The sequence below is a fragment of the Donghicola sp. XS_ASV15 genome, assembly GCF_041224595.1.
Classification (GTDB): domain Bacteria; phylum Pseudomonadota; class Alphaproteobacteria; order Rhodobacterales; family Rhodobacteraceae; genus Donghicola.
Genome location: NZ_JBGFGN010000044.1, coordinates 1 through 17,090 on the forward strand (window position 1 = coordinate 1; position 17,090 = coordinate 17,090).

The following is a 17,090-nucleotide window of genomic DNA, read 5'->3' on the forward strand; positions in this document are numbered from 1 at the left end:
GTGGCGAAGCTCTCTGCGGCCCGCTCTCTGGCGAGGATCAACCCGCCGACGAGTGCGCCGATGGTGAGTGCGTCGATCATGAACCTGGTTCCCATCTTCCTGCCCTCCTGTTCCCGATAGGCCGTGTCGGGGCAATGCCCCTTGCGGCGATGCGGTGGAGCCAACCGGCGTTTCAAAGTCCGGAGGGTGTCCACCGAAGGGCGGAGGCTCCGGCAGGTCTCACAGCTGGAAACCGCTCTGGCAGGTGGCGGCCGACGACGTCGCCGGTAGTGCCTCGAACCGCAGCCGCCGGGCAGTCCCGTCGAGCCTTCTTCGCGGCGCAGGGCAGGGGAGGGGGCAGAGCATTCCCGTTCACCTTCATCTGCGTGCTTTCATCCGGCAGGGTTAGGGTCGCGCCGGGGAGTGTGCGTTCCTGCCCTATGAAACGCCCCGCGAGCCGCCCCTGGCTTCAGCCAAGCTCGCTCGCGGCTCCCCACCCCCGTTCTTGCCGAAAGGCTCGTTCTCAGGAGCAGCCTGGCAGCCGTCCGTCGAGCGAGCCTCACGAAGGGCGTTGGCCCCATCGTGTTCGAGAGCTTGGGCTCCCGACCGGGATTGGCCATCCCGGACCCGGCGGAGGTTGGAGCGAGCGTTGAGGGCAGGTTGAAATTCCGGTCGTCTCAGAGTAGATTTTATCTAGTGTGCACTTATGGGTTTGCTAGCAAACCCGCGCGCACCCGGCCCCGAAATCGGGACCGGGCAGGAGGCCTCCGGGCCCCTGCACCCTGGTTCGGCAACCCCCTCCGGGGTTCCGAAACCTCCCCGCGTCGGGAGAGGGGACCAGCCCCCTTCCGACACCATCCCCCGCTCAGGGACCGCCCTGAGAAGCGGCCAGGAAGGGCAACCGCTCGCCCCCCCCATGGACCCCCACCGCCAGAGCCTTGTCGCCCTGGACCGACCCCGAAAGGGCCTTGCCCCTTCGGACTACCCGCGCCGGGTTTCGTCCCGGCGGACGCCCGGAGAGAGGTTGCGCCTGGCCCGTCTCCGGACCACCGGGCAGGCGCTGCGCATACGATGGTATGCGACGAATGCGGATCCATAACTGAAATCTGGCAACACGAGTCTCGATAAGGTAAAATTCCATGTAATCAGAAAAATTGAACCTGCGCCGCTGAGGCTAACCAATTGAACGCGATTTAGCGGCAATGAAAACCAAAGGAATCAGTTGGATGATGATGAGAAATATTGGTTTCGGTGAACGCCTCCGCCTGCTTAAACGGCAACGAAAGTTGAAACAGCATGATCGGACACTTGTATCCGCCCTTCGTGTTTTCAACAGTCAGAACCTTGAAGATCGGCCGAGAATAAACGGCATCCTTGAGAAGAGATGCGATCTGCAAGATGAGATAATCGTCGTAAGTCGCTGGCTCGCTCAAGGGTCGCGCCCGGTTGAGATAGCCCCCACTCGAAGTGGAAAAGGACTGCCTCCGGGAAGTTTGCCCTTGCCTGGCACCGATCCTGAAGTTCTGACCTGATCCTTTCCTAGTCGCTGGCGTCACGAACCCTGGCAATCGTAGCTCGGCTGACGTTCAAACGCCTAGAGATAGAGGCAATTGGCTCTCCGAGCCGGATTGCTTCTTTTGCGATGGCAATCTCGGAGGCGCTTAAGGCTTTTGGCCGACCGAGACGTTTCCCCTTGGCCTTTGCTGCTTGCAACCCGGCATGTGTCCGCTCGCGCAGCAAATCGCGCTCGAACTGTGCGACCGCGTTAAGGACATTCATGGTGAGCTGCCCCGATGAGCTGGTCAGGTCTGTTCCACCCAGGGCAAGACAATGAACTCGGACAGGAATTTTTGAGAGAGCCGAAACCGTTTCGGTCACGTCGATGGCGTCGCGGCCAAGCCGATCCAGCTTGGACACCACGAGAATATCGCCCGGTTCGAGACGATCAACCAAGCGCGCGAACTCTGGCCGCTGCATGGCTGGAATGCTCCCGGAAATTGTCTCGGAAACGACACGGTATTCCGGCGGCTGAAAACCTGCCGCCGCGATCTCTTGGAGCTGCCCCGCGACAGTCTGCCCAATGGTGGAGACACGGACGTAGGCAAAAACGCGGCCTTGAGCTGTCATGATGTGCCCCGCACTGTCGAAAAACCCTGTTCAAAAGTAAGGGAGTGTTCAAAAATCGCAAGGGCTAGTTTTTGAACTACAACAGCGGAGCTGTTCAAAAACGACCGTTTTTGCACACAGAGATTGAGGCGCGATGCTGCCGATCTGACCGGGAGAGGATTCAACTTTGAGCTGTGGTCCGGTATCCTGTGGGAAAAGGACGAGGCGAGGTAACGATGGGATACTACAAGACTTTCATGGCAGGTTGCGCCGCCCTGGCGCTGGCAGGCTGCAAGACGGACATTTCTGAAATCACCGATGACCAGCTCCTATCCCTCTTGGGCAACGGCAGCAGCCCCGCCCAGATCACAGAAGGGACGCGCGAATGCGTCGAAGTTCTGGGAGGGGTGAACGAGGCTGTCTATCGCGACGTTCCCGGCGATGTGATGGGAATGATGAAAACCGAATGCAGAAAACAGCTTCAAGGCTGGCTCGATGACCCGCGCAGGAACAGCACAGAGCTTCAGGTGAGCGACTTCGACCGTGAGGACCTGGCTCAACGGATCATCGCGCTCGATGACGCTCAAGCGGCAGAGCGCGAGACGCAGCGCGAGGCGGAAGAGGCTGAGCGGGCAGCGCAACGCGAAGCCGAGGCCGCGGCTCGGATAGAAAAAATGGGGGCAGAGCTGGCCGAGGTCACAGCACAAGCGCAAGAACTGCGAAGCGCGTTCGAGGCTCGACGGGAGGTTCTAGCACCAGCCTGTGAAACGCTGCGTGGACTTCGAGAAGAACTCCAAGCAAAGAACCGGGTTCATAGCCTGTTCAACCGTGGTTTGCCCTCCGCTTGCACCGGCGAAACTCTTCGCGTTGAAGCGGGCCAACTGGCCGCTTTTGAGGAAAGAGTCGCGAGCTTCGAGATCCCCGACGCCAACCAGCTCATGTTCGCTTCTGTCCCTTCGCTCCCGCGCATTGACCTCGAAAAAATCGACCAGCAGATCGAAAGGGTGGAAGCTGTCACCGCCGACTACAGGACCGCGCTTTCGGAAGAGTAATTCGAGAAGGCAGGGGGGCCGTCTGCCCCCCGGTCCTCCGGCCCTCCCCCCGAGGATATTTTCAGGAAGATGAATGGCGAAGAATGCGCAACCTTATTGTTTTGCGCTCAACATTATGATATTGCCGATAGTGCGATACAGGCAGGGATGCCGATGGTCGTGGAAGGTGAAAGCGTCATGCGCTGTTCTCCATGAAGGCCGGGACCGACAGGTGCCGGCCTTCTTTCGTAGAAAGGAACCCATCATGAAAATCATCCTGATCCTGGTGCTGTTCAACTTGCAGTCTGGCTCGGAAGTCATCACGGCAGAATTTGACGACGACAGGGCTTGTGAGCTTGCGGCGCTTCGGACCTTCCAAGGTGTGACGGCTGAACCCGACCTGCGCCCGCTCGAACCGGCGGGCGGCGCAACACCGATCGACGGCACGGTCATTGCGCGTGACAGCGATGGCGCGGAAATCGGCATGTATAGCTGCAATCCCTCCCGGTCGGACGGTCAGAACGGCTAAGCGGGCAGAAAATCTCGGCACGGCGGGTTTCCTAGCCCCGCCGCCGCTGCAACCCGATAAGGCTGCCTGTCAGGTTGAGATTTCCGCGCTTCTGGGCACGGATCATACCGCGTAGGAAACCGCCGGGATTGCGCACGGGCGTCTGAGGATGATCGCGGTTCGCATCAAGGACCAGGATGCAAAGCGCGGCCGCGTGGCGGCCCATAGCTCCACACGCTGCTCGCCATGCGGAATAGTTGATCCCGAGAGGGGTCAGCATGTCATGCGCGGCGTCGATAATCGCCTCGGTGGTGATCCGGTTGGTGCGGAGTGCTAGAGCTGTCTGGAAGTCATCGGAAGCGAGCTTGAAAAGCTGCTCCGGTTGCATCAGCGCCTCAAGTTTGGGGTTGATAACACCGCTCTCCACCCCACACTTATTTTCTCTGCAATCATCGGAACCGCTAGGTTCCGATCTAAGCAAATCTGAGTGCGCGGGCTTGCCCGCGCTCCTTTCATCGACGTTGGCGTTACAGATTACAGGAGGATTCTTCTGGTTGTCCTCTTGTAATAGAGACCGGAAGGAAATCGCCGGTTCACAGGAAGATTCGGGTAGGTTTTCAAGCCGTTCTTCAAGCTCTTCGCAAAGGTCTGTGGCGTCCTGAATGTGGCGTTCGAGCTGGTCGATCCCGAGGGAGTGCAGGCGATCAGAACGAGGCCACGCATTGTAACGGGCGAGGATTGAGGCAATCACCTCGTCGTCCAGTGCTTCGGGGGAAAGACGGGCGATCCCCTCCTTCATGCGGCGAAGGCGGACACTGCGAAGGCTCTTCAGCTCCTTGATCCTGTTCGTCGTCTCGCGCTTCTGGTCACGCAGAGCGAGTAGGTCAGCGAAGCGCGCTTTGAGAGGGGTAAAGACAAGGCCCCGGCCCGTCCCAGCCTCACGCGCGCCGTTCGCCTTAGTGTCACGGATGAGCAAGCCACACCGCTCGAAGGTGCGCTCATGCGAGCGCATCTGCCGAGCCGTCAAGTGACAGCGTTCCGCCATCGTCTCCTGGGTGCCGTAGAAGACGGGTTCGGCACCGGGTTCGGCCCAATCCTTGGCGCTGGTGCTGCCTATGAGCTTGGTCAGAATGTAGACGGCTGCTGCGCTAAGTTTCAGGTCGCGCCCGACCTCGCTGATGACTGCGATAACGTCACGGCGGGTCATCCCCTGCGGCAACGCGACTTGTGGTGAGTGGTTCATTTCCCTGTCCTTTTTCTGCTCGATGGACAAGGCGGCAGCGCAAAATCGTCCTGTTCGCACAGATGCGGTTTTTGCTTGTTCGGATGTTGGGAGGGTGATAGAACCAGTCCTGAAAACAGATTGTGTTGGACCGTTCGGAACGCCAATTCCTAGGTTCTAAAGCCCCCCCTCGCTAGGTAGCCGCCTTGCGGGGGGTTTCTCTTTGTTGGGGTTTCTGCTCCTGTGCCTGTTCGATTCTGATGATCGTTCACGACAGGCATACTCTCTTTAGATGCCTGTCGCAATTATAGTATCGCGCGCCTCTGTGCGGCACTACGCTTAGTAGTTGACCTGCTCGAAGCCATAATTGCCCTGGTAGTCGCGCCACTCAACGAACACCGAGCGATGACGGAAGATAGACGGACAGTCCTCCCCGTATCGCTCCATCCCTGTATGTGCTTCGGGCAAGTCGGACACGGATGCCCGCGACCAGTGGAAATCGCCTTGAGTGCCGTAGGAGCCGAGGCGGACGCTGGCGCTACGGCGGCATTCGTCGTTGTCGCCGCCCGAGTATCGTTGATAGGCGCTCGTCACGTTGAAGACGCGGATCGAGCGCACGAAATCGAACTCGTTGCCGCTGATGTCAATGTCGGCGGTTCCGTTCTCGTCGCTGTATTCACCGTCAACAAACTGCAAGGCGAAGCCCTCGGGAAGAGCCCCCGCCAGCCCGCCTGTCCTGCGGACAACGGCGGGCTGGGGCTCAAGCGCATAATCCGTGAGTGGTGCGCTCGGGAAAGACTGACGCGGGGTCGATCTGTTGCCTTCCATGAGAATGTCATAGATGCGCGTCCGGTTAAGCTCGGACGGATCGACGTTGAAAGATGCGCCCATTGGGCAGCGCCAAATCTGAAGAGGCGGCTCGACAGGCCAAGGAGTGATGCGGCGGATGAACTCGGCCCGCGCTCGGGTGCAGGGGACGGATGCAGGCCAGCCGCCTGAGAGGCAAAGGAGGATGGCACAGTCGATCTGATAGCTCTGCGCCTGCGCCCGCTCCGGGGCCGCGACAAAGCTGGACGCCGCGACGGCTGCGGCAAGGGCTGTGGTGCGGAGCAACTTTATCATGGTATCTCCATCGGGTTGGCAACGCTATAAGGAGGTGCGCAGCGTTATAATATTGTCTTAAGGGGTCCATGCCCCGTTTTGCAACAGGATAGGAGCGGAAAAGTCGGGGCGAAGTGTAAGATCAGGTGCAAGGATGCACGAGGCAGCACCTCCCCGGCGGGTAATGTTGACTATTTTTATAAGCGAAAATCCGCTCAACCAGAGCGGGTTCAGTCCGTTTTCACCACCTGATCGAAGAACCGCCGGTATTCCTCGCTGACTTCTTGCCCTTCCTGGAAGGCTCGCGCCCGCTCTTCATCCAAGCACTGAAGGTAGGCGCTGAAGTCCTCGAAGTATCGCTGGTAGTCCTCATAGATGAGGTCGCGATACTCGCGCGCTGCATCAATCTCAGCAGGAAGAAACGGCCTTTCAGGTGGAAAACAGGTATCTGCTTGCACTTCTGAAGCCAGAAAAATAGACGATATTATAAGCATGTAGCCCGCTCTAGCCCGTTGGGTCATCCTGCGCTATCCCTTTAGATCACTTGGGAATTGATGGTCGGTTGTGTATGCAAGGGTTAGAGCAAATCTCTTTGGGAAACGCAACATTACAATGTTGCACCCCATCTTATAATGTCGTAGGACTGTAGTGCCCGAGAAGGGTTCGCGGTCCGTTAGCCAAAAGGAAAGCGCCGACCGTGAGGACAGACCTAAACAAAGAAGCGCCTAATGTGGTTACAGAGACGCAGTTCAAGGTCCTCTTGCAGCAGGGGTATCAAGCTGAGGTTGTTTGTAAAACCCCAGCGTTCCGCAAAAATGCCGTCTGGTATGGTGAGTGGTTCATCCGTGCTGTCACCGAGGACAGATCGGTCGAAAAACTCCTTGTGCCGGGTCGGCGGTGGAACAAGCAGCCTGAGGAAATCCCTCTGCGCATCTTCAAGACCGCAAACGGCCTCATCTCGTTCCTCGAAGGGTTCGGGTTCGACCAGATACACATTCCCATGCAAAAGGGCGGTCGAGCCGTCCACTGTCTGCCGAACGGCGGCAAGCTATCTAGCAGCGAGTAGTGCGGCCCTCGCGCTCTCCTGCACCGTAGCTCTGGCTCAGGGCATGGTGCTGGTGATGGAAGGTGACGGCTCGCTCCGCGCTTCCACCCCTCAAACGAACTTCTCAAGAAACTACAATGATGGTGTAGGCCAAGGTTCGGCCTCCGACGAGCTGATGCTGTTCGGGGGCCGGGAAGAAGAGGCCGAAGAAGACGGATCGTTCCGCGTTGCTGCGATAGCACCCCGCGCCGTGACGCCCCGTCCTGCGATCTTGAACGCCATCGACCAGACCGCCCTTCGCTATGCGAGCCACCCGGCTCTGCGCCGCGCGGATATGACCGTGACGGAATGGCGGCTGCTCTTCCAATCGAACATCGAAATTGAAAGCGCCTACAACCCGAACGCCCGTAGTCATGTGGGTGCAATCGGGCTGGGGCAGCTTATGCCAGCGACAGCGGCTGACCTCGGGGTCGATCCGCACGACTGGCAACAGAACCTCGACGGGTCAGCCCGGTATCTCCTCATGATGCTGGCTCGTTTCGGGGACGCTCGACTTGCATTGGCAGCCTACAACGCTGGCCCCGATGCGGTAGAGCGCCATCGCGGCATCCCACCCTTCCGGGAAACGCAAAACCACGTCAGCCGCGTGCTGGCCGTTTTCAACAGGCTCGAAGGAGAACATTCATGAAGCCTAACATTAACGCCCTCGTCGCGATCTGCGGGATTCTGCTGTTCGCGGCGCAACCGGCACTGGCGCAGAGTATCGACCTGTCGCCGGTCCAAGCGATGCTGCAAGGCATCGTTGACGCCATCACCGGCCCGCTCGGCATCGTCATCGGCACCCTCGCCGTGATTGCCGTGTTCCTGTCCTGGCTCTTCAACATCATCGACCTCCGCCAAGCCATGTGGGTCTTGGTCGGGATCGCCGGCATCGCGGCAGCGCCCACGATCGTCGCGGCAATCTGGTCGAACTAAAGGAGCCCTAAAATGGCAGAACAGTCTCGTCTCTTCCTCGGCCTAGTGCGACCTCCCAAGCTCTTTGGGCTGCCCATCATGTACGCGATGGTCTGGCTGTTCGGGTCTGTTCTGATCTTTGTCTGGGTTCAGCATTGGTTGGTCGTCGCTCTCGCGGCGGCGGCCTACCCCTTGCTCTGGAAAGCCGCTGATTGGGACGAAAACTTCCTGAACGTGGTCGTTACCACGCTGCAAGTCACCCGCCCGACAGTTAACCGGAAAATCCACGGTGGAGACAGCTATGCCCCGTGATACGAATTATGACGCCCGCAGTTTGCTTCCGACTTGGTTTGGCCGGGAAGCGAAGCTCGGCAAGATGCTCCCCTACATCAGCCTCGTTGACGAACAGACGGTGCGGACACGCGGCAACGAACTGTTCCAGTGCATCCGCTTGGATGGCGTGAATAGCGACACCACGGATGACGCATACCTGGATCGCACTCGCGCCCTTTTCGCGTCCGTCATCGCCCGGATCGGCCCGGAATGCTCTTTCTACGTCCACAAGGTTTCTAAGGCTATCAACGTCGATCTCGACCCGGTGGAAGGTGACACTTTCGCTGCTGCGGTTGATCGTCGCTGGCGCCAGTCCCTCAATGACAGCCAACTGCGCGACAAGACACTGACCCTGACGGTTCTGAACCGCCCGCCAGTAGGCTCAAAACTTCCCTTCCGGGCTGCAAAGTCCGTGGAGCTGCTGCGCTCGCAGACGGAAAAGCGTCTCGCGCGGCTTCAAGAGGTCGTCCGTTTTCTCATGTCTTCCTTCGGGGACATGAACCCGCGGCTGCTGGATGAACCGTCCGGGGAACTGCTCGGCTTTCTCGGTTCTCTGAACACGGGACAAGAACTGCCTCTCTATCGAGGTGCCGCGACCAGCATCGTGTCGGAGAACGTCGCGAATACTCGTGTCACCTTCAAAGGCGATAGGTTCTATCTGTCTGAGGGCGCGACCGGCTCGCGTGTCGGCTCGATCTTCGCGGTGAAGGATTACCCCGAGAAGACCCATTGCACGATGTTCGATGAACTGAACCTGCCGGTCGATATGATCGTCACCCACAGCTTCACCCCGATCAATAGCAACTGGATGGCGGGGCGCATCAAGCGGATGATGAAGATGCGGGCCTCGGCCAGCGATGGCGCTTTCTCTCTGACCGACGAACTGCCGACCGCCCTTGATGATCTTGAGTCAAAGCGCCTCAGCTTTGGCGATCATCACATGACGGTGGCCGTCTTCGCAGACAGCGAAGAACAGCTTTCCAGCATCGGCGGCGAAATCAAGAACACGGCTTCGACCGAAGGTGTGAACTTGGTCTCGGAAGGGTTCGCCAGCGCAACCCACTACTTTGCGCAACACCCCGGCAACGCTCACGCGCGTAGCCGCAAAGGGGCGGTGACGAACCGCAACTTCGCAGACTTCGCAGCCTTCCACCGCACCCCGCTTGGAAAGAACGCGGAACAGGTGCCGTGGGGCAAAGTGATCTCGATGTTCCCGACGCCGGAGTCCTCGGCCTTCCGGTTCAACTACCATGAGCTGGGATCGCCAGACAAAGAGCCGACCGGCGGTCACACGCTGATCCTTGGCCGTCCCGGTTCAGGTAAATCCGTCCTCTCGGCCTTCCTGATGACGCAAGCCCGCCGCGCGGGCGCTCGCCTCTTCGTCTTCGACTACCGCCTCGGCATGGAAATGGCCGTGCGCGCGAACGGCGGGCGCTATTCCTCGATCAAGGCGGGCGACGCCACTGGCCTCAACCCGCTCTGGACTGAAGTAGATGAACGGGGGCAGGCGTGGCTTTCCGATTGGCTGGCCTCTTTGATCCACCGCAATGACAAGCCTCTGACCCCTGCACAGACAAACCTCATTCAGCAGGTGGTGCGCCAAAACGCGACGGCCAGCGATGCGAACCTGCGGAACTGGCATGACCTGGCGTCGCTGTTCGTCTCGGCCGATGACGGGGGGGATCTTCACGAACGGCTCCAAGAATGGACCGCCGAAGGCCGCTACGGCTGGATTTTCGGGCAGACCCGCGAAGACACCTTCTCTCTGAAAGGCGAGGTCGTCGGCTTCGACCTGACCGGCATTCTCGACAGCGAAAGCGAGAAAGAGCGGATGGCGGTTTTGTCCTACCTGTTCCGCAGGGTGGAGCGTGTCATTGAGGATCGCAAGCCGACGATCATCGTCATTGATGAAGCGTGGAAAGCTCTCGACAACGGCTATTTTGCGGAACGTCTCTCCAACTGGCTCGTGACGGCCCGGAAGCAAAACGCGGTCGTTGTGATGATGACGCAATACGCCAGTCAGCTCGAACAGACGCGGACGGGCAAGACCATCGTTGAAGCGGTCCCGACGCAAATCCTGCTCCCGAACATCCGGGCCAAAGCATCAGACTACGAAATGCTGAACCTGCACGAGAAAGAGCTTTCCGTGCTGCTGGAATCCAGCCCTGCCTCTCGGGTTGGGCTGGTGCGTGATGACCAAGGGTCGGTCTGCATTAACGCAAATCTGAGCGCCCTCGGGCCGCTCCTAACCGTCCTCGGCGGGATGGAAAAAGGTGAACAGTTGGTGGGTGCCGATTACCGCCAGCGCGAAGATTTTTGGAGGGTCGAATGAAAACCACCGCAATCCTTTTCTTGATTACAGGTCTCGGGCTGGCGGGCTGTGCAGAATATCGCCCCTCCGAAGCGAATTGCTTTGACCGGGTGACGCGCAGCTCGAACAGCATGGCGTTCCTGGCGTCGCCTGAGCCCTCGCCTGCCGCTCGTATTTCTACGAAATCGGCCCCTTGCGTCTTCACGCCCCTCGGCGGGCCGGAGGGCCTTGGCGATGGCTAAAAGCGCGGCCCTGACCCTCACGGCTATGCTGTGGGCCAGCTCGGCGCTCGCGCAGGGTGTGCCCACTGTGGATGGCACCCTGATTATTCGCAACGAGGCGTCGAATGCCCACCGGGAAAGCGATCTCGCGACCCAGCGAGAAACCCTGTCGGTGCAAGAGGCGATCAACGAAATCGAGCGGCAGCAGCTTGCCGTTCTGGAACAGATTCTGGATGCCCAGACCAGCATCGGCGGGCAGGGCATTCCCGAAATGGTGGCCGACCTCGAAGATGGGGAAGAGCCTGAGCAATCGGCCGATGTGGTCTTTGATCCCGAAGACAGCAACCCGGCGGGTGCGCAGATGTTCGGGGATGCAGCGCAGAACGTCGAAGAGCTGATTATTCAAGTCGCGTCCGAGACACATGGCTTGTCGGGCGTGTCCCAAGCAGGCTTCTCCGTTCGGGAATGGCGCTACATGCTCCAAGCCCTGATCTGGCAGGAAAGCCGCTTCTCGATTGGCGCTCGCTCTCCGGTTGGGGCTTTCGGTCTGACGCAGATTATGCCCGCAACCGCTGGCGATCTCGGCATCTACCCGGACTACTACGACAGCCCCTATTTGCAGGTTGAGGGCGGCGCTCGCTACCTCGCCCAGATGCTCGCCATGTTCGACGGCAACATCATTAACGGTCTTGCCGCCTACAACGCAGGACCGGGGAACGTGCAGAACTACGGCGGGGTGCCCCCGTTTGAGGAAACCCAGCATTACGTCCAGGTGATCCCCGCGAAATACAATGAGTATCTCGCCCTTGGCGGCGGCGGCGATGCGGTCGGCACAATCGACCCGGCTCTGATGGCGAACTCGAACCTCTCCTTCGCCGGGGCTAACGCGACCTTCTACGGCAATAGCTCGATGACGACTGTTCAAGCCTCGGCTGCCCGTCTTCGCAGCATCGTCCAGCGGATCGGTGAAACGCAGGACGTTCAAGAGGCTATGGCGCTCAACAGCTATGCCCGTGCGGAAGTTGCACGGCTCGTCGCCAATCTGACCCGTCTTCGGGCCGCGCGGAACCGCACGGCCAGCGCCCACACCGTTGCTCTCGCCGCCGAACGGCAGCGTGAACAGCAATACATGAATTTCGACATGGAGGATTTGGACTGATGAAACTGTCGATGAAGATCAACGCGCTTGTCCGCAAAATCGCAACCGCCGGTTTCCTCGGCCTCGGCTTGGCCGCTGCCCCCGTGTCGCTTCTCGGGACCACAGCCCCCGCCGCCTACGCGCAAGGGGTGCCCACAGTAGACACCCAGAATATCGCGCAGGAAATTCGTCAGCTTCAACAGATGATCGAAGATGAAATTCTTCAGAACGATCAGCTCCTACAACTGCAAAACCAGTTCCAGACGCTCCAAGATCAATACACCCAGCTTCAGGAAACCTACGCTGCGCTCACCGGCCTGATGGACCTTCCCGAAGTCATCCAGACGGAAATGGAAGAGTGGCTTAACGGCCTGCTCGATCAAGAGTTTGGCGACATTACCGACACGATTGCTGCGATCCAGAACGGCGATTGGTCGGGACTGACCGGATCGGGATCAGGTGAAATCCGCACTCAGATGGAGCGCGTCCTGGCCGAAGCTGGCTTCGATGAAGACACTCTCTCGGAAATGGCTCGCAGCGGCAACGGTGGAGCGGAGCGTGTTGCGACGGCAGCCACCACCGGAGCGATGGTCTCGGCCGCAGGACAGAACAGCTACAACGAGGCGGGCCAGTCCCTTGAGCGGGTTGATCGACTCGTCGGAATGATCGGGGACATGGAAACGCTGAAAGACAGCATCGACCTGAACACCCGTGTCACCGCCGAAAACGCAATCGCTCTGGTCGCTCTTACCCAGCTCATGGCCGTTGGTGCCGTGGGTGAAGGGCAAGCTGGCGTCATCGAAGCAGCAGACCGGGCAGAAGAAGATCGCTTCATGGACTTCACCATGCCCGATCTCTCGGCAGAATAAGCGAGGCAGGCAAGTGGCTAAGGATCAAGAAATCATTGAGGAAGAGCTGATTTTCGGCGCGCGGCGTCGGGAACAGCTTTGGCAGAAGCTGGCCTTTGTCGGGTTGGGTTTCGGTGTTCTCGGGTGCCTCGGGGCCGCGACTGTCGCGATCCTCGACGTGGACCCGCCGCCCGTTGTTGTCCCCTATGACCCCAACACCGGCATGGCCTTGCCGAATGCAGCGGTTGAAGCGGTGCGGGTGACGGAAAATCAGGCCGTGATCGAGGCCGAAGTATTCCGCTATGTCACGCAGCGCGAGACTTACAACCAACTCGACAACGATGTGCGGGTGCGTCGCATCCTCGCCATGTCAGACGGCAATGCTGAAGCAAGTCTGCGGTCCCTCTGGAACAGCGCGAACTCGAACTATCCGCCGACCGTCTACGGCGCGGATGCCCGGCTCGATGTGGAAATTCTGAGCATCAACCGGATCGGCAATAACCGTGCGACCGTGCGCCTTCGCAAGCGTCTTGCGTCCCAGCAGGGGACGCAAACCGGCCTCTTCACCGTGACGATGATGTATGACTTTCGGCCCGAAGAGCGCCGCCAGATTGATGAGGTCTGGACGAACCCCTTCGGCTTCACCGTCACCGAATACGCGATCCGCTCGGACAGATTGGAGAACTAACATGAAACTGCTCAAAACCAGCCTCCTGTCTGTCGCGCTCGCACTGGCAACCGCACCGGCCTTTGCGGAAAGCAACCCGCGGGCGGGCAGCCACGATAGCCGCGTCCGCATCGCCACCTACACCGATGGGCAGGTCTATCGCCTTCGCGTGAGCCTGACGCATGTTACCTCTGTCGAATTTGGACAGGGCGAAACCATCCGCTCGATCATCGCAGGGGACACCGAGGGCTTTCAGCTCGACGGCGTTCCTGGGGGCCGCGCCTTCGCCGTGAAACCTTTGGCGCGCGGCGTCAGCACGAACATCACCGTCTACACCAACCAGCGCAGCTACTACTTCAACGTCACGGAGTCGTCGTCGCCCACCTACTACGTTGTGCAATTCCAATATCCTCAGTCCCGTGCCCGCCCGACGAACGCCGTCGCGCAGCGAGCGCCCAACTATAATTATGCAGCGAGCGGCAGAACGGAAATCACGCCGGTTACGGTCTGGGATGATGGCACCTTCACCTACTTCCGGTTTGCGCCGAACGCGCCGGTCCCTGCCGTCTTCCAATATTCGTCAGGTCGAGAGCGCACGGTGAACAGCCAACAGGTCGAAGATGGCGTTCTTCGCGTGTCTGGGGTGAACCGTCGATGGGTGCTGCGCCTTGGCGACACCATCGTTTGCATTGAGGAAAACACCGCAGGAGGCACGGGCTCATGAGCGAAGACAAGGATCTTGAAGAGCGGCTTGCCGCGCTCGAAGCTGACAACGGGGGCACCGCCAAGAAACGCGAGAAGCCCTCGCCCAAGGTGGCAATCGCAGGTGCCGCAGGGATCGCGGCAATCGGTCTTATCGCTTACCTGGCTCTGCCCTCCGACGATCAGGAGCCAGCGATGCAGACGGCGCAACCGGCTGAGTTTCAGGCCGAGGGGGATGGGTTCGGTGAGATTGCGCCCTTCGCGCCCCCTGCCCCGCCGGAACCGGAGATTGTCGAAGTGGAAAGCTCCGAGAATGCGGCCCTTCAGGAGCAGCTTGCCGCGCTGCAAGCCCAGCTTGAAGAAATGCGGAATGCCCCTGCGCCCGACAACAGCGAGGCAACAGCCGCAATGGAAGCTCTGACCGCGCGGATGGAGGCTCTGCAAGCAGCCTCCGAGGAAGCCCAGAATCAATATCAGGCGGACATGGCGGAACGCGACCGTGAGCTACAGCGCCTCCGCTCCGAGCTGGAAATCGCACGGCTCGATCAGGAGAACCCGATGGGGCCGGGGCGTTCGGATGAAGATGCCCGACTGGCCGAGTTGGAGCGTCGTCGCGCTGAAGCGGCAGCGTTCCAAGAGGCGCGCATCAACTCTCCGATGGTCGCCTTCGGGAACAGCGGATCGGGCGGCGACGGCAGCGAAATGGCGCAACGAACCCTCGGTGCCGTGACTGACTTCGTGATGAATGGCGCAACCCCTTCGCAAGTCACGCAGGCCGAAGTCATCGCCAACCCCGGCAACACCGTGGTTCAAGGCACGATGATCCAAGCCGTCACGGAAACCGCCCTGGACAGCTCTCTGCCGGGTCAGATGCGGGCTATCATTTCCGAGGATGTGCATTCCTATGACGGGTCGCGAGTGCTGATCCCGCGCGGCTCCCGTCTTATCGGGCGGTATCGCTCGGGCCTCGATGTGGGCCAACAGCGCGTCACCGTCGCGTGGGATAGGATCATCCTGCCGAACAACCAGACCGTAACGATTAGCTCATTTGGTGGCGATGAACTCGGGCGCTCCGGCGTGACGGGCTTTGTCGACACTCGTTTCGGTGAACGGTTCGGCTCGGCGGCTCTGATCTCGTTGCTCGGCGCGGTGCCGACTGTCGCCGCATCGCAAATTGACGATGACACCACCTCGGACGTGGCTGAAGACGTTGGCGATGATCTCCAAGACGCGACCGATAGCGTGATGAGCGACTACCTCTCGCTCGGCCCGGTGATCTATGTCGATCAAGGGTCGCGCATCACGGTCATGGTGGATCGTGACGTGGAGATTTTCTGAATGACGACTTCGAGCTATCTTCAAGCATCGCTCGACAAGCTGCCGGACGCGGCACGGGACGATGTGATCGAAATTTGCATCAACCCGGATGGCCGGGTGTGGGGCGAATTTCAGGGCGATCACTTCATGCGCCCTCTCGATGTAACCCTGACCAAGACGGAAATTCGTGACCTCGGCAACCAGATTGCCGGGGGCGCGAACTCGCGCATCGGGAAGGATAAGCCGATTGTCTCGGTCAGCATCATTTACCGGAACCGTCCTATCCGGGCGCAGGTCATCCAGCCGCCAGCGGTGCAGGACGGCACGTCGATTTCTCTTCGCTTCTTCTCAACCCTGCCTTTGGACAGCATTGAGCTGCAATATCTCTACGGTGCGGAGCGGAGCCTGGAAGGCGTGCGGCAAGAGCGGAACAAAGAGCTGCGCAAGGTGGTCAAGAGCGGCGATATTTACGCCGCCATCAAATTCTGCGTCGAGAACAAGCTGAACATGATCGTGTCGGGCGGCACCTCGACAGGGAAGACCGTCGCGGCCCGGAAAATCCTGTCCTATGTCGGGGAGGAAGAAAGGATCGTCACCATCGAAGAGGCGGCAGAACTGCTACCGACGCAACCGAATGTGGTGACACTGATCTCCAACCGCGACGTTGAAATGCAATCGGCCGACACGCTGTTGACCTCCACGCTTCGGATGCGCCCGGATCGCATCGTTCTGGGTGAGGTGCGGGGTCGGGAAGCCATGACCTTCCTTGAAGCGATCAACACCGGCCACGGCGGTTCGATGACGACGCTTCATGCCGAGACGCCGCAATTGGCGGTGCAAAGGCTTGCTATCGCGGCACTGAAAACGGACGTGCCGATGACCTACGCTGACATGATCCAGTATATTGAAAGCTCGATCGACGTCATCATTCAAGCCGGTCGCCACAACGGCGAGCGGGGCATCACGGAGTTTTACCTACCGGGCAGAGAGCAGGAGGAAGCGAGCAATGAAGCGGTTTGAAAATGAGGTGAAGACCTTCAAGAACGGGTCCAAGCGTGACGAGGCGAAGATGCAGACCACTCTTCGCGATCTGGGCCTTTCTGGCTGGGAAGTCGTTTCGGTTGTTCCGTGCGACCTGGGGGGCCGCGAGCTGATGGTCTTCTTGAAACGCGAGCTCGATGAAGGTGCCGCGCCACGGGAGGAAGCGGCATGATGAAACCTGCCCTCTTGTCACTGGCCGTCCTGATCCCTTCGATTGCCTCGGCTGATTTCGTTCCCACGCTGACCAACGCCCCGCGCATCTGCCCCGACCGTCCCGCGAAACCTGACTGGATGACAAACTTCAATGTGAAGGACGCGCACAAGGTCAATCTGGTGGAAGAGATGTATCGGGCGCAGAGCCTCCGCGCGGTCGTGGAAAGCGGCGACTGCACTTGCGCGACCCGGTTCCCGTCCTGGGCCGCTGCTTCAGACTACTATTTCGCCAACTACGCGGGCCTCGGCCGTCACGAAATTCTGGACCGGACCTCTGACTATCGCAGGACCGCGAACGTGCATCGTCGGGCAGCACAGCCCATCTGCGAAGCACAAGGCAACTGGTGACGACA

At 59.8% G+C, this 17,090-nt stretch carries 21 protein-coding genes; 16 read left to right on the forward strand and 5 right to left on the reverse strand.

What is annotated here, in order from left to right; translation table 11 throughout:
- Positions 1 to 1,172: 1,172 nt before the first annotated feature.
- Together AB9K37_RS00555 and AB9K37_RS00560 are read right to left on the reverse strand one after the other, a co-directional pair.
- On the reverse strand, positions 1,173 to 1,412 hold the full coding sequence (locus AB9K37_RS00555) for a hypothetical protein (RefSeq protein WP_092465274.1): 240 nt from the start codon (positions 1,410 to 1,412) through the stop codon (positions 1,173 to 1,175).
- A 106-nt stretch (positions 1,413 to 1,518) separates the two neighbouring features.
- Positions 1,519 to 2,106, reverse strand: coding sequence for a recombinase family protein (locus AB9K37_RS00560; RefSeq protein ID WP_092465275.1), 588 nt, complete (start codon positions 2,104 to 2,106; stop codon positions 1,519 to 1,521).
- Positions 2,107 to 2,321: 215 nt separating this feature from the next.
- Between AB9K37_RS00560 and AB9K37_RS00565 the strand changes: the two genes are divergently transcribed.
- A complete protein-coding gene (locus tag AB9K37_RS00565; RefSeq protein ID WP_092465276.1) occupies positions 2,322 to 3,137 on the forward strand; it encodes a hypothetical protein in 816 nt (271 codons plus the stop codon).
- Positions 3,138 to 3,381: 244 nt separating this feature from the next.
- On the forward strand, positions 3,382 to 3,645 hold the full coding sequence (locus AB9K37_RS00570; protein WP_092465277.1) for a hypothetical protein: 264 nt from the start codon (positions 3,382 to 3,384) through the stop codon (positions 3,643 to 3,645).
- A 31-nt stretch (positions 3,646 to 3,676) separates the two neighbouring features.
- Here AB9K37_RS00570 and repC read toward each other — a convergent pair whose 3' ends face one another.
- From repC to AB9K37_RS00585, 3 genes are all read right to left on the reverse strand, one after another.
- Complete coding sequence (gene repC / locus AB9K37_RS00575) at positions 3,677 to 4,867, reverse strand: replication initiation protein RepC (RefSeq protein WP_102856271.1); 1,191 nt, start codon at positions 4,865 to 4,867, stop codon at positions 3,677 to 3,679.
- A gap of 318 nt (positions 4,868 to 5,185) precedes the next feature.
- The gene (locus AB9K37_RS00580; protein WP_092465279.1) at positions 5,186 to 5,968 is read right to left on the reverse strand and encodes a hypothetical protein; all 783 of its coding nucleotides are present in this window, start codon (positions 5,966 to 5,968) and stop codon (positions 5,186 to 5,188) included.
- 209 nt (positions 5,969 to 6,177) lie between these two features.
- Entirely contained in the window at positions 6,178 to 6,468 is a 291-nt protein-coding gene (locus AB9K37_RS00585; protein WP_245780557.1) for a hypothetical protein, read from the reverse strand.
- A 176-nt stretch (positions 6,469 to 6,644) separates the two neighbouring features.
- On the opposite strand from AB9K37_RS00585, the gene AB9K37_RS00590 reads away from it, so the two are divergent.
- Genes AB9K37_RS00590 through AB9K37_RS00655 form a run of 14 tightly spaced genes read left to right on the forward strand, consistent with a single transcriptional unit; the run spans position 6,645 to position 17,085 of the window.
- A complete protein-coding gene (locus AB9K37_RS00590; RefSeq protein WP_092465280.1) occupies positions 6,645 to 7,013 on the forward strand; it encodes a hypothetical protein in 369 nt (122 codons plus the stop codon).
- 43 nt (positions 7,014 to 7,056) lie between these two features.
- Complete coding sequence (locus tag AB9K37_RS00595) at positions 7,057 to 7,680, forward strand: lytic transglycosylase domain-containing protein (RefSeq protein ID WP_092465281.1); 624 nt, start codon at positions 7,057 to 7,059, stop codon at positions 7,678 to 7,680.
- A complete protein-coding gene (locus tag AB9K37_RS00600; protein WP_092465282.1) occupies positions 7,677 to 7,967 on the forward strand; it encodes a TrbC/VirB2 family protein in 291 nt (96 codons plus the stop codon). The genes AB9K37_RS00595 and AB9K37_RS00600 overlap by 4 nt, the downstream gene beginning before the upstream one ends.
- A 12-nt stretch (positions 7,968 to 7,979) precedes the next feature.
- Positions 7,980 to 8,258, forward strand: a complete 279-nt coding sequence (locus tag AB9K37_RS00605; protein ID WP_092465283.1) for a type IV secretion system protein VirB3 — start codon at positions 7,980 to 7,982, stop codon at positions 8,256 to 8,258.
- Positions 8,248 to 10,611 (forward strand): type IV secretion system protein B4, encoded by a 2,364-nt coding sequence (locus tag AB9K37_RS00610; protein WP_092465284.1) that lies wholly within the window; start codon positions 8,248 to 8,250, stop codon positions 10,609 to 10,611. Before AB9K37_RS00605 ends, AB9K37_RS00610 begins: the two co-directional genes overlap by 11 nt.
- The gene (locus tag AB9K37_RS00615; RefSeq protein ID WP_092465285.1) at positions 10,608 to 10,832 is read left to right on the forward strand and encodes a hypothetical protein; all 225 of its coding nucleotides are present in this window, start codon (positions 10,608 to 10,610) and stop codon (positions 10,830 to 10,832) included. The genes AB9K37_RS00610 and AB9K37_RS00615 overlap by 4 nt, the downstream gene beginning before the upstream one ends.
- Positions 10,825 to 11,970 carry a lytic transglycosylase domain-containing protein gene (locus AB9K37_RS00620; protein ID WP_092465286.1) on the forward strand — a complete coding sequence of 382 codons (1,146 nt, stop codon included), beginning with the start codon at positions 10,825 to 10,827 and terminating at the stop codon, positions 11,968 to 11,970. The genes AB9K37_RS00615 and AB9K37_RS00620 overlap by 8 nt, the downstream gene beginning before the upstream one ends.
- Positions 11,970 to 12,818 (forward strand): type IV secretion system protein, encoded by an 849-nt coding sequence (locus AB9K37_RS00625; RefSeq protein WP_224918593.1) that lies wholly within the window; start codon positions 11,970 to 11,972, stop codon positions 12,816 to 12,818. The genes AB9K37_RS00620 and AB9K37_RS00625 overlap by 1 nt, the downstream gene beginning before the upstream one ends.
- Before the next feature lie 13 nt (positions 12,819 to 12,831).
- Entirely contained in the window at positions 12,832 to 13,485 is a 654-nt protein-coding gene (locus tag AB9K37_RS00630) for a virB8 family protein (RefSeq protein ID WP_092465287.1), read from the forward strand.
- A gap of 1 nt (position 13,486) precedes the next feature.
- Positions 13,487 to 14,188 carry a TrbG/VirB9 family P-type conjugative transfer protein gene (locus AB9K37_RS00635; RefSeq protein WP_092465288.1) on the forward strand — a complete coding sequence of 234 codons (702 nt, stop codon included), beginning with the start codon at positions 13,487 to 13,489 and terminating at the stop codon, positions 14,186 to 14,188.
- Complete coding sequence (locus AB9K37_RS00640; RefSeq protein ID WP_092465289.1) at positions 14,185 to 15,504, forward strand: TrbI/VirB10 family protein; 1,320 nt, start codon at positions 14,185 to 14,187, stop codon at positions 15,502 to 15,504. Before AB9K37_RS00635 ends, AB9K37_RS00640 begins: the two co-directional genes overlap by 4 nt.
- On the forward strand, positions 15,505 to 16,503 hold the full coding sequence (locus AB9K37_RS00645) for an ATPase, T2SS/T4P/T4SS family (protein ID WP_092465290.1): 999 nt from the start codon (positions 15,505 to 15,507) through the stop codon (positions 16,501 to 16,503).
- Complete coding sequence (locus AB9K37_RS00650; protein ID WP_092465291.1) at positions 16,490 to 16,696, forward strand: hypothetical protein; 207 nt, start codon at positions 16,490 to 16,492, stop codon at positions 16,694 to 16,696. The genes AB9K37_RS00645 and AB9K37_RS00650 overlap by 14 nt, the downstream gene beginning before the upstream one ends.
- A complete protein-coding gene (locus tag AB9K37_RS00655; protein WP_092465292.1) occupies positions 16,693 to 17,085 on the forward strand; it encodes a hypothetical protein in 393 nt (130 codons plus the stop codon). Before AB9K37_RS00650 ends, AB9K37_RS00655 begins: the two co-directional genes overlap by 4 nt.
- The last annotated feature ends 5 nt before the right edge of the window (positions 17,086 to 17,090 follow it).

Coding starts and splice junctions, on each gene's coding strand:
- AB9K37_RS00600 (WP_092465282.1), top strand. CDS start 7,677: ATGAAGCCTAACATTAACGCCCTCGTCGCGATCTGCGGGATTCTGCTG.
- AB9K37_RS00610 (WP_092465284.1), top strand. CDS start 8,248: ATGCCCCGTGATACGAATTATGACGCCCGCAGTTTGCTTCCGACTTGG.
- AB9K37_RS00585 (WP_245780557.1), bottom strand. CDS start 6,468: ATGACCCAACGGGCTAGAGCGGGCTACATGCTTATAATATCGTCTATT.
- AB9K37_RS00580 (WP_092465279.1), bottom strand. CDS start 5,968: ATGATAAAGTTGCTCCGCACCACAGCCCTTGCCGCAGCCGTCGCGGCG.
- AB9K37_RS00605 (WP_092465283.1), top strand. CDS start 7,980: ATGGCAGAACAGTCTCGTCTCTTCCTCGGCCTAGTGCGACCTCCCAAG.
- repC (WP_102856271.1), bottom strand. CDS start 4,867: ATGAACCACTCACCACAAGTCGCGTTGCCGCAGGGGATGACCCGCCGT.
- AB9K37_RS00620 (WP_092465286.1), top strand. CDS start 10,825: ATGGCTAAAAGCGCGGCCCTGACCCTCACGGCTATGCTGTGGGCCAGC.
- AB9K37_RS00615 (WP_092465285.1), top strand. CDS start 10,608: ATGAAAACCACCGCAATCCTTTTCTTGATTACAGGTCTCGGGCTGGCG.
- AB9K37_RS00560 (WP_092465275.1), bottom strand. CDS start 2,106: ATGACAGCTCAAGGCCGCGTTTTTGCCTACGTCCGTGTCTCCACCATT.
- AB9K37_RS00595 (WP_092465281.1), top strand. CDS start 7,057: ATGGTGCTGGTGATGGAAGGTGACGGCTCGCTCCGCGCTTCCACCCCT.
- AB9K37_RS00645 (WP_092465290.1), top strand. CDS start 15,505: ATGACGACTTCGAGCTATCTTCAAGCATCGCTCGACAAGCTGCCGGAC.
- AB9K37_RS00565 (WP_092465276.1), top strand. CDS start 2,322: ATGGGATACTACAAGACTTTCATGGCAGGTTGCGCCGCCCTGGCGCTG.
- AB9K37_RS00655 (WP_092465292.1), top strand. CDS start 16,693: ATGATGAAACCTGCCCTCTTGTCACTGGCCGTCCTGATCCCTTCGATT.
- AB9K37_RS00625 (WP_224918593.1), top strand. CDS start 11,970: ATGAAACTGTCGATGAAGATCAACGCGCTTGTCCGCAAAATCGCAACC.
- AB9K37_RS00640 (WP_092465289.1), top strand. CDS start 14,185: ATGAGCGAAGACAAGGATCTTGAAGAGCGGCTTGCCGCGCTCGAAGCT.
- AB9K37_RS00570 (WP_092465277.1), top strand. CDS start 3,382: ATGAAAATCATCCTGATCCTGGTGCTGTTCAACTTGCAGTCTGGCTCG.
- AB9K37_RS00635 (WP_092465288.1), top strand. CDS start 13,487: ATGAAACTGCTCAAAACCAGCCTCCTGTCTGTCGCGCTCGCACTGGCA.
- AB9K37_RS00650 (WP_092465291.1), top strand. CDS start 16,490: ATGAAGCGGTTTGAAAATGAGGTGAAGACCTTCAAGAACGGGTCCAAG.